The sequence below is a fragment of the Roseibium sp. SCP15 genome (assembly GCF_040329435.1).
Taxonomy (GTDB): Bacteria; Pseudomonadota; Alphaproteobacteria; order Rhizobiales; family Stappiaceae; genus Roseibium.
In genome coordinates, this window is sequence record NZ_JBDZYI010000001.1 from 464021 (window position 1) to 477285 (window position 13265).

The 13265-nt window shown below is 54.9% G+C and carries 13 protein-coding genes; 6 read left to right on the plus strand and 7 right to left on the minus strand.

The features are described from left to right. Positions 1-25: 25 nt before the first annotated feature. The 5 genes from ABLO27_RS02115 to ABLO27_RS02135 all read right to left on the minus strand — a co-directional run bounded on the left by ABLO27_RS02115 (position 26) and on the right by ABLO27_RS02135 (position 3672). Positions 26-982 carry a methyltetrahydrofolate cobalamin methyltransferase gene (locus ABLO27_RS02115; RefSeq protein ID WP_353030130.1) on the minus strand — a complete coding sequence of 319 codons (957 nt, stop codon included), beginning with the start codon at positions 980-982 and terminating at the stop codon, positions 26-28. Then, positions 983-1873, minus strand: coding sequence for a methylenetetrahydrofolate reductase (locus ABLO27_RS02120; RefSeq protein ID WP_353030131.1), 891 nt, complete (start codon positions 1871-1873; stop codon positions 983-985). Then, positions 1866-2168: a virulence factor gene (locus ABLO27_RS02125; protein ID WP_353030132.1), complete on the minus strand. Its 303-nt coding sequence runs from the start codon at positions 2166-2168 to the stop codon at positions 1866-1868. Before ABLO27_RS02125 ends, ABLO27_RS02120 begins: the two co-directional genes overlap by 8 nt. A 131-nt stretch (positions 2169-2299) precedes the next feature. Then, positions 2300-2941, minus strand: coding sequence for a DUF1638 domain-containing protein (locus ABLO27_RS02130; RefSeq protein ID WP_353030133.1), 642 nt, complete (start codon positions 2939-2941; stop codon positions 2300-2302). A 26-nt stretch (positions 2942-2967) separates the two neighbouring features. Further along, the gene (locus ABLO27_RS02135) at positions 2968-3672 is read right to left on the minus strand and encodes a corrinoid protein (RefSeq protein ID WP_353030134.1); all 705 of its coding nucleotides are present in this window, start codon (positions 3670-3672) and stop codon (positions 2968-2970) included. Positions 3673-3877: 205 nt separating this feature from the next. Here ABLO27_RS02135 and ABLO27_RS02140 point away from each other — a divergent pair, with 205 nt between their 5' ends. The 5 genes from ABLO27_RS02140 to tcuA all read left to right on the plus strand — a co-directional run bounded on the left by ABLO27_RS02140 (position 3878) and on the right by tcuA (position 9683). Then, positions 3878-4366, plus strand: coding sequence for a hypothetical protein (locus ABLO27_RS02140; protein ID WP_353030135.1), 489 nt, complete (start codon positions 3878-3880; stop codon positions 4364-4366). 249 nt (positions 4367-4615) lie between these two features. After that, positions 4616-5980, plus strand: a complete 1365-nt coding sequence (locus tag ABLO27_RS02145) for a hypothetical protein (protein WP_353030136.1) — start codon at positions 4616-4618, stop codon at positions 5978-5980. A 139-nt stretch (positions 5981-6119) separates the two neighbouring features. Beyond that, on the plus strand, positions 6120-7499 hold the full coding sequence (locus tag ABLO27_RS02150; RefSeq protein ID WP_353030137.1) for an MFS transporter: 1380 nt from the start codon (positions 6120-6122) through the stop codon (positions 7497-7499). Between the two features lie 262 nt (positions 7500-7761). Next, complete coding sequence (locus ABLO27_RS02155; RefSeq protein WP_353030138.1) at positions 7762-8190, plus strand: hypothetical protein; 429 nt, start codon at positions 7762-7764, stop codon at positions 8188-8190. 8 nt (positions 8191-8198) lie between these two features. Beyond that, the gene (tcuA, locus tag ABLO27_RS02160) at positions 8199-9683 is read left to right on the plus strand and encodes an FAD-dependent tricarballylate dehydrogenase TcuA (RefSeq protein WP_353030139.1); all 1485 of its coding nucleotides are present in this window, start codon (positions 8199-8201) and stop codon (positions 9681-9683) included. Between the two features lie 107 nt (positions 9684-9790). Here tcuA and ABLO27_RS02165 read toward each other — a convergent pair whose 3' ends face one another. After that, on the minus strand, positions 9791-11461 hold the full coding sequence (locus ABLO27_RS02165) for a formate--tetrahydrofolate ligase (RefSeq protein WP_353030140.1): 1671 nt from the start codon (positions 11459-11461) through the stop codon (positions 9791-9793). A gap of 285 nt (positions 11462-11746) precedes the next feature. Here ABLO27_RS02165 and ABLO27_RS02170 point away from each other — a divergent pair, with 285 nt between their 5' ends. After that, complete coding sequence (locus ABLO27_RS02170) at positions 11747-12307, plus strand: helix-turn-helix domain-containing protein (protein WP_353030141.1); 561 nt, start codon at positions 11747-11749, stop codon at positions 12305-12307. A 9-nt stretch (positions 12308-12316) separates the two neighbouring features. On the opposite strand, the gene ABLO27_RS02175 is transcribed toward ABLO27_RS02170, so the two are convergent. Beyond that, on the minus strand, positions 12317-13021 hold the full coding sequence (locus tag ABLO27_RS02175; RefSeq protein WP_353030142.1) for a Crp/Fnr family transcriptional regulator: 705 nt from the start codon (positions 13019-13021) through the stop codon (positions 12317-12319). Positions 13022-13265: the final 244 nt, after the last annotated feature.

Genomic DNA, 13265 nt, shown 5'->3' on the forward strand with positions numbered 1-13265 from the left:
GATGCCCGTCACTTTCTCTCAGTTTTTATCCTGCAGATCTTCTTGCGGCACGTCCACCACGTCGGCGCCCGCCAGCCGCGGCCGCACCATCTGCCGGGGCAGCGGTCGAACCGGCCGCCGCAGGCTGATGATCACGGTAAGTCATGATCCATTCCTGGCAGTTCGGGTCGGTTCCGTTGAGGACATTGGCCGCCCGCACAGCTTCCATTTCCTGCGGCCGGCACGGGTTCATGATCGCCGAGGTCATGCCAGCGCCGATCACCATCGGAATGAAGCCGGCATTGATGCCGTGACGGTGTGGCAGACCGAAGGAAATGTTGGAAAGACCGCAGGTTGTGTTGACCTTCAGTTCTTCACGCAACCGACGCAGCAGCTGAAACACCTGCTGGCCGGCCGTGCCCATTGCGCCGATCGGCATGACAAGCGGATCCACGACAATATCGTGCGCGGGGATGCCGTAGTCGGCGGCACGCTCAACAATTTTCTTGGCAACCGCAAACCGGACATCGGGATCTTCCGAAATACCGGTTTCGTCATTTGAGATCGCGACCACAGGCACGTCGTATTTCTTGACCAATGGCAGAATGGCTTCGAGTTTTTCTTCTTCGCCCGTTACCGAGTTGACCAGAGGGCGGCCCTTGGCAACCTCAAGACCTGCCTTGATCGCTTCGGAGACAGATGAATCGATTGCTAATGGAACGTCCGTAAGCTCTTGAACAATCTCAAGAGTTTTGACCATGAGCGGCGGTTCGGTTTCGTTCGGATTAACAGCGGTGACACCGGCGTTGATGTCGAGCATGGTCGCGCCTGCGGCAACCTGAGCGATTGCATCGGCCTTGACGGTTTCGAAGTTGCCTTCAACCATTTCGGCTGCAAGTTTCTTGCGGCCGGTCGGGTTGATCCGCTCACCGATGACGCAGAACGGCTGGTCAAAACCGATTACGATTTCCTTGGTTGCGGATGCGACGACAGTACGGGTCATTTATGCGCTCTCGTTGGCGGTCATTGTTGATTGGGTTTGAAAGGACCAGCTCCCACGGCTATGCAGCCAGTCCGCAGTCTTTTGGATGCCACCGAACGGGTAGACATGGATTTGCTCGAGCTGCGATGTCGGCTGGCTGGTCACACGGGTTTCCAGAGGCTCCACCATCGTGTTCGGGTCATAGCCGGACAACATGGAGACCACCGCACCGCCGCGCTTCTTCAGGAAGTTCAGCGAATTCTCGACACCAGCAAAGGCTGCATATTTCAACAGCGTTGTCATTTTCGCGGGACCGGCAACACCGATGTGAACGGGGAACTGATTGCCCCATTCGCGCAGCTCATCGAGCCACAGGCTGACCCGGTGCGGATCAAAGCCGAACTGTGTGACAAGCCGGAATTCGGCGTCGCTGTTGGCTGCGATTTCGTGCTTGCGCTGAAGAAAGGCCTTGATCACATCCGGTTTGATATCCGGGGCACCTTCCGGGTGGCCGGCAACGGCTATCTTGTTGATGCCGAGCTTGTCGAAAAGACCGGTTTCCAAGAGTGCAACGGAAGAGGTGAGTGGGCCTGCCTTCTCCGCTTCACCGGCAATGGTAAGCACTTCGGTCACACCAGCTTCCTGAACAAGGCGGGTAATGCGGCGCTCAAACGCTTCCATGGAAGGATAACGACGCGCGGCCATATGGGGCACTGCCGTGAGTTTTGCGTCTCTCAAAACTCGCGCCGCCGAGACAATCGTGTCTTCGGAGGCATTTCCGAGATCGGTCACGTAAACCTGCGTGCCAGCCGGAATATTGGCCAGCAGTTCGGTCTTTTCGACCACCTGCTTTGGCGACATTTCGGTAGAGGCGGCCAGCCGCCCATTCGCCAACAGGCGTTGTTCAGTCATTCTCCGTGCCTCCACTTGCAAGCAGCGTTTTCAGTCTTTCCTTCGGATATGCGGCAACGAGTTCTTCAAGTGCCGCTTCCGCTTCCGTTTCCAGGTCGTCCGAAACCTCTATAGGGTCGGCACGGCGCCACTCCGCCATATAGGCGTCGCTGTCCTTTGCCCCGACCCGCATGGCACATGCGTCAATTGCTTCCATGAACACGGGCGGCATTTCCCTGCGTGCGGACTTGCGTCCTTTCTTCACCAGGATCTGTGCCGGAATATCCCGCCAGTACACGATGATCTTTTGAGCCATGGTTTCTCGCTCCTCTTGAAAACCATGATTGCCGGATAAGCCCGAATTCAAGTCGCCTGATAGCGGCATCGGCAAGTGAAATTCCGACCTGTCCGAAGGCGATTTCGAGGCACGTGATCCCGAAAGCTGATTCAGGTTTTGCTTTCCAGGAACGGGTCGAGCATTCCGTACCCCGTACGCCGCATTTCAAATGGCAGATCGAGCCGTTTCGCAGCCTCGCGTGCGGCTTCTTCAAGCTTTGGATCGTCCGTCTGCGCCAGGTAAAGCAGCCGCGTATAATGTTCAAAATACATGTCCCGCAAATGCGGGTGCCAATCGAGGCCAAGCGGTTCTATGACCATCGTTTGAAAATGACGGGCAAGGAAATCGGTCAGGTAGAAAGTCCCCAGCTGATCATCTTCCAGCTTATCAAATTCCTCAAGGCCTGTGAAAAAGGCATAGCAATGAGCGCCTTCGATCCGCCTTGCTCCGGTTTCTTCCAGAACCTTGTCCAGGAGGCCACCGGTTCCGCAGTCGCCATAGGCAACCAGGATATCGGAATAGACATCCCGGTGCAGCATGATCGTGCGGCGAACTTCTTCGGGAATCTTGTCGGGAGTGTTGTGGAGTTTGGCCGGCAGGCAGGTGAGGTCGATGTGATCGAGGCCGTTCTGGTCGCGAAGTGCGACGATTTCCCGTGCCAGTGCACCGCAGGCAATGACAAGAACGCGACCGATTTTGTCGTTCGCGTTCTCATCCGTTTCAATCGGAAAAAGAGGTTCGCCCGCCTGCATGTCGGCAGCCCCCTCCCACACTTGTATCAGCCTTTGCCGGCCAGCTGGTTGTGACGGCGGGCAATCAGATCCTTCGCCATCTCAACCGCAACAGCCGCATCCCGGCAGTATCCATCAGCACCGACCGCTTCACCAAATTCTTCGTTCAGCGGTGCGCCGCCGACAAGAACGATGTAGTCGTCACGGATACCCTTTGCCTTCATCTCGTCGATGACGACCTTCATGTAAGGCATGGTCGTGGTCAGAAGGGCAGACATGCCGAGGATCTCTGGCTGGTGCTCTTCGAGGGCCGCCAGATAGTTTTCGACCGGATTGTTGATACCGATGTCGATCACTTCGAAGCCAGCACCTTCCATCATCATGGAAACGAGGTTCTTGCCGATGTCGTGAATGTCACCTTTCACGGTGCCGATCACCATCTTGCCGACCTTTGGTGCGCCGGTTTCGGCAAGCAGCGGACGCAGGATGCCCATGCCGGCCTTCATGGCGTTTGCAGAGAGCAGCACTTCCGGCACGAACAGGATGCCATCACGGAAGTCGACACCGACGATCCGCATGCCTTCAACCAATGCCTTGGTCAGGACATCGTAAGGGACCCAGCCGCGCTCCAGCAGGATATTAACGGCATCTTCGATTTCTTCCTGAAGACCGTCATAGAGGTCATCATGCATCTGCTCGACAAGTTCGTCGTCGGAGAGGGAGGCGAGATCGATATCTTCTTCATCGGACATTGGCAGCTCCAACAGGCGCAAAGAGAGTTCAACTTAGTGAAAAACCTTATGCCTCAAGCGGGATTTGCCGATATCTTCAAAGCGACACCGCCAGTCGTTTACGCGACAGGGAGGTAACGCTTGCGGGAGATGGATCAGGAATCGTTTATTGCATGCAGAAATCAGGTGTAATTAGATCGACTTGTACCATAGATGGAAAACAGCAATGACGGGTCGGGTTTCAATCGCCGCATGTTTGGTCTCGGCCTTTGCCCTGAGCGCCTGCCAGTCGCTGGGCGGCAGCGTCGAGGTGGTTCACAAGACCGGATCGACCCTCGCACAGCGGCAGGGGGTGATAGACGCATGCCAGGTTGCAGCTCTCAAGGATGTGCCGCCGGCATACGAGACGCGCATTGTTGGAGGTTATGGCGGCGGTTTTGGCCCGCGCTATTGTGCCGGCTGGGCGTGTTACGGTTATCGCGGTTACGCCGGACCTCCGACAACAGTCAGCTTTGATCCGAATGATCCCTTGAGGGCAAGGCAGTTTCAGCTCTGTTTGCGCAACAAGGGTTACAGCCTGATAACGCGTCCGGTTTGCACGACCGAACAGGAAACAAGCGCCTACCTCAATGAGAAACGGCAAGCGCCTGCCGCCGGAATTTCCTGCGTCGCAGGCGAGCCCCGGCTGCAGCGCAGGTGGGTCAGAACCCAGTAGATGGCGTTGAATGGAAATGGGCTATGGATCCTGGGAACAGCCCTGAACACATGTAGGCAGTCAGATGCGCAGGATGAGCAAGATCAGAAATCGTTCATCGTCAATTGGGTATACTGAAATGTGACAAGCAGAGAATGAAGCCAAAAGACAAGCATGCGGCAGCAGATTTCTGGGGTTGTGCACGCTAAGATGCTGTTTTGGTTTCAGTTTTGAGCAAACTTGATTCTGGCCTCCTATCGGGAGACGCGTATGGACTTTCGTTCGATTTTCGACGTCGCGGCAAATATGTCCGAGCTTGCCGTTGCAACGCCTGATAAATACTCTCACCTGAAAACGTCGTTTGCCCGGGATCTGGAGCAAATTGATCCGTTTTTTGGCAAAGCAGGAACACAACCTTGTCCGATCTGTTTTCGTGTCGACCAAGTGGTGCAGCTGAAAAAACTTGCTGAGACTCTTCACGGAATCATCGAAACCGTTACGCAGATGTACGTGAACGGAAATGCCGAACTTCTTGAGTTGTTTTCTCAATACGCGATCTACAAACCCTTCATGATCCGGCAACTCGAGCATTTCCAGGTCTATGGACGGTATGATTTTCTGGTGAATACCCAGGGGAACATTGTTTTTCTTGAAACCAATTCAGCGATGCCTGGTGGTTTTATTCCTGTCGGGATCACAAATGATCGATTTGCCAACCGTATTTCGGGAGAGTTCGAAGTTCCCCACTGTCGAGGCGAGTACAGCGATCCTGGGGCAGAGCTGGGAGGCAGCATCAAGCGTATGATGCGCAAGTTCTCAACCGCTTCAGGCGCGATTGCAATCGTTACAGATGAAAATCAAAAATATAATGAAATCAATCTAATAAGGGGCGCACTGGAAGGGGCTGGTTTAACCGTCTACGTCGGTCCGGTCGATGAATTGCAACATCGAATTGGCTATCGGATGTCCGGTGAAGGAGAAGCCGTGACAGCGCTTTACAACAAGATGCGGCTGTTCGGAAGCAAGCACAGCTGGAAAGCTGGCGCACTTTCACACCATCACGGGTTTCTGGAAGCCGTATCTGACAACAATGTTCTGTTGATCAACAACGTCGCTGCCATGACCATCACTGAAGACAAGGCGATATTTGCTGCCTTCCGGTTGCCGTCCGTCCGGGCGGCACTTTCAGATGAAGAAAATGCATTCATCGACGCGCACACACCAGAGTCTTTCCTGTTGGATCAACATTCGTTCGATGGCGAATACCGGGGAATTTTTGAGGAAGTCCTGTCTGACCCGGAAGAGTGGATTGTGAAACCGCGCAATGATTACCAGGGGCTTGGTGCATCCAGTGGCCGCGACCACACGAAGGATAGTTGGACAGACCTGGTCCGGTCGCTCGCCAAAGGGGACGTTCCGTACCTTGCGCAAAGGCGTGTCGATTCATTCCTGTACAACTCTGCTCAAGTCGGCTCCACAGGCGCTGTTTCAATAGATCAAGCCAGGTTGGCTGGCGGGATTTATTATCGAAACGGCAAATTCGGAAACATTGTTGGCCGCGCGTCGACGGCAGAAATCGCGAATGTGAGTTCAGGTGCGGCTTATCTTGTGCCTGTAGTCTACGAGGTGACTTGATTGACGGGCCTCAATGGATTGCGGTTCAAAAAGCGCACGGCTCAGGTGAAACGTGTTTGAAGACGTGCGGCAATCACAAAGTCACAAAAGCGCTCACCCGGTGAAATTGGAACGGACGACAATCTTTGTTGTGGCGGCGATGAGCCTCGCGCAAGGGATGGTCTTTTATGATATTTCGGCAATCGGCATTGCGCTGCCGGAAATGCGGAGCGCCCTGGATCTGAGTTCGGCAACGCTTCCCTGGGTGGTTAACGCTTACATCGTCTCTTATGCGGCCTGCGTCGCGGTTGCAGGTCGGCTTGGAGACGCTATCGGCACGCGTGCAACATTCTGTATGGGGGTCGGTTTTTTTCTGCTTGGTTCCGCGCTGGCAGGTGCAACGCCTCATCTTGAGCATCAATCAGCCAGTTGGATCTTGACTGCGCGGGTCATCCAGGGAGTTGGCGGTGCATTGATCATGCCCACGTCACTGGCAATCGTTCTGAAGCTTGTACCCAGGGAAAGGCGTGGGCGTATTGTCGGATATGTCGTGAGCGGCGCCCAGGCAATTTTTGTCATGGGGCCGTTGTTGGGTGGAATTCTGGCACAGCATGTTTCCTGGCGCAGTGTATTTTACCTGGCTCTTCCTGCCGGGATTGCGGCATTGGTCATTGTCGGTAGTATCTCTTGGTCGGAGCAACGATCCGGAAAAAGCAAAGCCGAATTGTCCGGCTACGTCGGATTAAGTGCTGTACTGGCATCCGGGCTCGCCCTGCTTGTATTTGGTCTTCAAGACACAAGCGGAGCTTCCCATATCGGTGTTTTGCCTCTCGCGGCCATCGCAATCGGCGTCAGTCTTCTTTTCGTATTCGCTGTGCTGAACCGACAGGCACAACACCAGCTTCTGCCACTGAAATTGTTTGGAGCATCCAGGTACCGGCATTTTTCCTTTGCGGTTGCCTGCACGCAGATGTTTGCAGTCGCAGTTTGTGTTTTCGTTCCTCAAGCTCTGCAGATTGAATTTCAACTCTCTCCTTCGGTCGCCGGGTTTGTTTTGCTTGCCTTTGTCGGTGGATGGATTGTTGTCGTACCGGTGACGGGGCGAGTGTTCGACAGGTTCGGCCCTTATCACCTCCTCCTTTTGGGGCCTTCGATCACATTGGCCGGGTTTGTTGTGTTCGACGCGGGGTCCTATCGCGGCAGTCTGTTCTATTCCGTTTTGGGGCTGTTCATGGCGGGGGTGGGGACAGGATTGACGGTTCTGCCCTCTTACGTGAGCGCCGTGGCTGTTGGAGATGACAGCGAACGCGGCAGCGTTGTTGGGCTCACCCAGACAATACGTCAGGTCGCCGGAAGCCTTTCAATCGCGCTGCTATCAGGTGTGTTTGTCTTTTCCGCGCATACGGCACCGAAGGGATATGCAGCTGTCGGGCCAGGCTATCGCTGGATGATCCTGCTACTTCTGTTCAGTGTTGTTATGAACGCAGTCTTTTACCTGGTGCACCGCAGAGAAACAAAAAAGGGGGCCGAAAAAGAATGATGAGTGGGATCTGTGTTTGATTGTTCGAAACTCACCCGCCAGCAGACTGGGCAATTTGTCGAAAGCTGCGATGAATTTCGAGTTGGTACTCCAGCATTTTCATGCTGCGTTGAGAATGAGGCACCGCCAAAACCTTGCCGACTAGAGGTATCTTATGACTGATGATTTGCTTCCGATTGAACGTTACGAGCCACCGCACTCTCCACAGCTTCTTGACGATTTGGGCAGGCTTCGCGTGAGAGCCTGGAGCCAGGAGAGCGGCGTGAGCGAGAAAATCAGAACCTCAGGAAAATGGCTCGACGAAAAGGACGAAAACGCCTTCCACTACGTGTTGAAAGACGCTTCCTCATCTTTGGTTGGCGCGGCACGGATGAACTTGTTCGAAACCAAGGACAAGGCAGACTACGTTTCGAATTTTACCTTCCGAAGACCTGTTGTCGGCCGTGTCGCCGTTGTTTCCAGACTGGTGCTATTACGTGAATTTCATCACCGGGGACTTTGGCACGATTTCGATATGATCCGTATCAGAGAAATCAAGGCCATGGATGTCAACGCTATCCTGGCGATCTGCGGAACTTACCGCCTGGAAAAACTCAAGGGGGAGGGTTTTGAGCAAGCCGGTGAGCCGTTCACGGAAAAGGAGCTGCCCGATCATGTCGCGTATCCGATCTGTCATTATTTGGAAACGTGAGGTGATCCATGGACGATTTGTCGAAAGAGTTTGATGTCGTCGTAGTGGGGGGTGGCAACGCAGGCTACTCGGCTGCAAGTGCGGCGGCCGAGGCAGGAGCGAATGTGCTGCTGTTGGAAAAAGCTCCCGAGCAATGGGAAGGGGGCAATAGTGGTTTCATTGCAGGGTTTTTGTTTGCCTACGACACCGTCGATGATCTGAAGGCCATTGTAGATTTCTCACCTGAAGATGAGAGTTCTGTCATTTCTCCGTATCCCAAGGAAAGTTTTCGTCAGGATATGTTGAATGCCAGCGACGGGCGCTCTGATCCGGAGTTGCTCGAAATCCTCGTGGATGAATCTTTGGACGCGATGAATTGGTTGAGACGTCGCGGATTTAGTTTCCGTCTGAACCGGGAACGCATGGCTCACAAGATTGACGGACGTCACGTCTATTGGGGCGGTGCGCTTGTCGGCCCTGCAGAACGTGGCCGTGGATTGATGCGCGAGCACAGGCAATCCGCGCAAAGGGCTGGCGTTACAATTTGTCTCGGCGCTCCGGCAACCGGACTTGTTTCGCAAGCCGGGCGCATTTGTGGTGTTACCGTTGACCGGAACGGTGAAACATCTGAAATTCGTGCGACCAGTGTCATTCTTGCATGCGGCGGATTTGAAGCCAGCAGTTCACTTCGGGCACGCTTTCTCGGAGAAATCTGGCGGGATGTGAAGGTGCGCGGCACCCCGTACAACACCGGAGACGGATTTCACTTCGGTGAATCAGTCAAAGCTGCGTTCAAAGGGGATCTGGCAGGGTGTCATGCAACCGGATGGGCCTATGAAGCTCCAGATATCGGAGATCTCGAACTCACCAATCGTCACAGCCGTAACTTTTACGTTTTCGGGGTCGTGGTCAACAATGAGGGCGAACGGTTCATTGACGAGGGAAAGGATATTCGAACCCACACCTATGTCGAGATGGGTCATAGCATTGCAGCGCAACCGGATCAGATTGCTTATCAGGTGTTCGATGCCAAATCCTTTGAGCTCCTCAATCCGCTGGAATACGGGGAACCCGCCAAGTTCGTAGAGGCGGAAACCCTGGAAGAGCTTGCGCGGAAAGCCGATCTCCCAGTTGAAAGTTTTCTCAAAACGATATCCAGATACAATGATGCGATCGTGGATGGTTCCTTTAATCCCTCTGCGCTGGACGATTGTAAAACAAAGGATCTGGATCCGCCCAAGAGCCACTGGGCGCGCAAAATCGACACGCCCCCATACAAGCTTTTCAAGCTCACTGCAGGGATAACTTTCACCTTTGGGGGGCTCAGTGTAGACACCGACATGCGAGTGAAATCGGAAGCCGGGCCTCCCATTGAGGGGCTCTATGCGGTCGGCGAAATGGTCGGTGGTCTGCACTATGGCAACTATGCAGGCGGGAGCGGCATAACCTTTGGTGTCGTGTCGGGACGACGAGCCGGGACACATGCTGCGGGCCGCGCACGAGGTGTCGTTTGACAGAAACCGTGCGCGGCAACTTCTTTATGTGTCAATCGCTGCGTCAGCAACGACCGATTGGTGTTTCGTGCTCACCACGGTGAGCACGAAAATCACTCATCCAGCAATTAGAACAGTCCTTCGATCTGACCGTTTTCGTCCAGCTTGATGTGGTTTGCGGACGGGACACGCGGCAGACCCGGCATGGTCATGATCTCACCGCAGATCACCACGATGAACCCGGCACCAGCCGACAGGCGAACTTCACGAACCGGCAGGCTGTGGCCAGTCGGCGCGCCGCGAAGTTGCGGATCGGTGGTGAAGGAGTACTGCGTCTTGGCCATGCAGACCGGAAGATCGCCAAAGCCATCGGCTTCCCAGCGCTTCAGCTGGTCCCGGACGGACTTGTCCGCCAGAACTTCGTCTGCGCGGTAAATCCGCTTGGCAACAGTTTCGATCTTTTCGAACAACGACAGGCCGTCTTCGTAGAGCGGAGCAAACTGTGCAGCGCCGCTTTCGGCAAGCTCAACAACGCGGTTTGCCAGTTCCTCGGTTCCGGCAGAGCCGTTGGCCCAGTGTGTTGCCAGGATCGCGTCGACGCCGAGCTCTGCGCAGTAGTCCTTGACTGCCTGTACTTCAGCTTCGGTGTCAGCAGTGAAGTGGTTGATCGCGACAACAGCCGGAACACCGAACTGCTTGACGTTCTCGATGTGACGGCCAAGGTTGGCACAACCGCTCACGACCGCTTCGACGTTTTCGCTGCCCAGGTCTTCCTTCGCCACTCCACCGTTCATCTTCAGCGCCTTGATGGTGGCGACGATGACAACGGCATCAGGGGACAGCCCGGCCTTGCGGCACTTGATGTCGAAGAACTTCTCAGCGCCAAGGTCGGCACCGAAACCGGCTTCGGTGACCACATAGTCCGACAGTTTCAATGCGGTCTGGGTGGCCACAACCGAGTTACAGCCGTGCGCAATGTTGGCGAACGGGCCGCCATGAATGAACGCCGGGTTGTTTTCCAGGGTCTGGACCAGGTTCGGCTGCAGCGCTTCTTTGAGGAGAACGGTCATTGCGCCGTCTGCTTCCAGATCACGTGCCCGGATCGGGGAACGGTCGCGGCGATAGGCAACGATGATGTCACCGAGGCGCTTCTGCAGGTCTTCCAGATCGGTCGCCAGGCAGAGGATCGCCATGATTTCGGAGGCAACGGTGATGTCAAATCCGCCTTCGCGCGGGAAGCCGTTGGCAACGCCACCGAGCGAGCAGACAATCGAACGCAGGGCACGGTCGTTCATGTCGAGCACGCGGCGCCAGGTCACGCGGCGCTGGTCGATGCCAAGCTCGTTGCCCCAGTAGATGTGGTTCTCGATCAGGGCGGACAGAAGGTTATGAGCGGAGGTGATTGCGTGGAAGTCGCCTGTGAAGTGCAGGTTGATGTCTTCCATCGGAACGACCTGGGCGTAACCGCCACCGGCAGCACCACCCTTCATGCCGAAGCAAGGGCCAAGGGACGGTTCCCGCAAACAGATCATTGCGTTCTTGCCGATACGGTTTAGGCCGTCACCCAGGCCAACGGTTGTGGTCGTCTTGCCTTCACCTGCCGGGGTCGGGTTGATCGCTGTTACGAGGATCAGTTTGCCGTTGTTCTTGCCGTCGAGGCTTTCGATGAAGTCGGCAGAGATTTTGGCTTTGGTGCGGCCGTAAGGCAGCAGAGATTCGTCTGAAATGTTCAGTTTGGCACCGATTTCCTGAATCGGTTTCATCTTCGCTGCGCGAGCAATTTCAATATCGCTTGCCATTTGCTTTCTCCGGGGCGTTTCCAAAAAATAGGGCGTCAAACCAGCGGGATTGCACCGTCTCGACGTTGGCGAAACGCTATTTGAGAAGGCGGTGCAACAAGTGTTCCGAATACGACAGGATGCGCCTAGGAAGCGACGGGCGGGGCCAACAAGGGAAACCGGCTGATCCGATTGCCGAATTTGTGAAATTATTGCTTTTCAAATCGGGCGGTTCACAATTGTCGGAATTCACATCTGGACAAAAGAAAAATTGCAAAATCCGAGCAAACGGATTTTAGTTCCGTGATGACAGATTCAGATATCCTTTCCCGTCTCCCTGAGCGTTTGAAGAAAGCGCGTCGCGCACAAGGCCTCTCCCTGGAGGCTGTTGAAAAGCTTTCTGGCGTTTCTCGGTCCATGGTCAGCCAGATCGAGCGAGGTGAATCCAACCCAACCGTGGCAACGCTGCTCAATCTCACAAGAGCGCTCAACGTCGACTTTGCCGGATTGCTGGGAGAGGAGACTGCGGAGGATCGGGTCGAAATTCTGCATGAACATCAGACGCCGACACTCGACCGCGCCGGAGATGGCTGCAAGATCCGTATCCTGTCGCCTCCTCAGGACACTGGGCGCCTGGAAGTTTATGAGCTGATCTTCTCGGAAGGCGGCAAACTGGAGAGCAAGCCGCATGAACGCGGGACGCGCGAGCAACTGATCGCAGAAGACGGGCGATTGCAGGTTACATCCGGCGTTGCAAAAGGCGTCATCAGCAAGGGAGACACTGCCAGATATGCGGCCGACGTCCCGCATTGCATTGAAGCGATCGACGGGCCGGCAAAGGCGGTGCTGATGGTGGTGAAACTCTGACCAGACCTTTCAGACACTCTCACAGTGAGCCAGCAATGCTGCCCGGTTGATGACACGCATCCGTCCGTTTGCGGCTTCGACCCATCCGTTGTCCAAAAAGGGGCGTATCACGCGGCGTACGGTCGGGTAAGAGATTCCGGTCATTTCGGCCAGTGACTTCTGCGTCAGGACAAACCAGGGCGCTGGGTCGCTGCCGTCGTCGTGAATGAGCAATCGCATGACGATCGCACGTGTGTTCTGGCTCGCCGACAGGGAGCTGATCAGGCGAAGAGCCAATCGGACATTCTGGTAGGTCAGGCGATAAAAGTCGGTGATCAGCGTCGGATGCTGTTTGAGCAGATAGTAGATGGCAGAAGCGTCCAGATGCAGCAGGACGGCATCTGTGACGGTGCTGATCGTAATCAGTCTTTCCTTCTGGGCAAGGTGGGCCAGGTCACCGATCCAGTATCCGGGCTCAACCTGGTGAAAGGCGACCATCTCGCCCAGTTCATTGGGATGGGTGAGTTCAACCACGCCCTGCAGGACACCATACAAACCGTCAGACATCTCTCCGGCGCTATAGACCGCAGACTTGGCCTTGAAGGTTTTGATCTTGCCGAAATTCAGAATCGCTTCCCGCTTGTCTTCGCGGATTTCGGATGCCCAGCCGGATTGGCGGAAAATATCAAGTTGATCGTGTTTACGGGAAAAGTTTTTTTGGCGTTCAGTGCTCATATGATCAATCGTGGTCAGCATATAACGTTTAGGTAAATATGCATGAGTGTACACGTATTCCAAGGGAGGAGCCTTCTGAATCGTGTTTAGTTTCAGGCGGCATTTTTCTTTGCTTCCTTTAGGTTTTCAATTGTTGATTTGAATTATGGCCAGCCGCGTGGGGCAGCGCGGAAAATTGTTGAGTTTGCAAGCGTATCCGGAAAAGAAAGCGTCACCGCTTCTAAGTGAAGTGTCTGACGGGATG

Excerpts from the sequence above, each read along its gene's own strand:
- ABLO27_RS02115 (WP_353030130.1), bottom strand. The coding sequence starts at position 982 with ATGACCCGTACTGTCGTCGCATCCGCAACCAAGGAAATCGTAATCGGT.
- ABLO27_RS02120 (WP_353030131.1), bottom strand. The coding sequence starts at position 1,873 with ATGACTGAACAACGCCTGTTGGCGAATGGGCGGCTGGCCGCCTCTACC.
- ABLO27_RS02125 (WP_353030132.1), bottom strand. The coding sequence starts at position 2,168 with ATGGCTCAAAAGATCATCGTGTACTGGCGGGATATTCCGGCACAGATC.
- ABLO27_RS02130 (WP_353030133.1), bottom strand. The coding sequence starts at position 2,941 with ATGCAGGCGGGCGAACCTCTTTTTCCGATTGAAACGGATGAGAACGCG.
- ABLO27_RS02135 (WP_353030134.1), bottom strand. The coding sequence starts at position 3,672 with ATGTCCGATGAAGAAGATATCGATCTCGCCTCCCTCTCCGACGACGAA.
- ABLO27_RS02140 (WP_353030135.1), top strand. The coding sequence starts at position 3,878 with ATGACGGGTCGGGTTTCAATCGCCGCATGTTTGGTCTCGGCCTTTGCC.
- ABLO27_RS02145 (WP_353030136.1), top strand. The coding sequence starts at position 4,616 with ATGGACTTTCGTTCGATTTTCGACGTCGCGGCAAATATGTCCGAGCTT.
- ABLO27_RS02150 (WP_353030137.1), top strand. The coding sequence starts at position 6,120 with ATGAGCCTCGCGCAAGGGATGGTCTTTTATGATATTTCGGCAATCGGC.
- tcuA (WP_353030139.1), top strand. The coding sequence starts at position 8,199 with ATGGACGATTTGTCGAAAGAGTTTGATGTCGTCGTAGTGGGGGGTGGC.
- ABLO27_RS02165 (WP_353030140.1), bottom strand. The coding sequence starts at position 11,461 with ATGGCAAGCGATATTGAAATTGCTCGCGCAGCGAAGATGAAACCGATT.
- ABLO27_RS02170 (WP_353030141.1), top strand. The coding sequence starts at position 11,747 with ATGACAGATTCAGATATCCTTTCCCGTCTCCCTGAGCGTTTGAAGAAA.
- ABLO27_RS02175 (WP_353030142.1), bottom strand. The coding sequence starts at position 13,021 with ATGAGCACTGAACGCCAAAAAAACTTTTCCCGTAAACACGATCAACTT.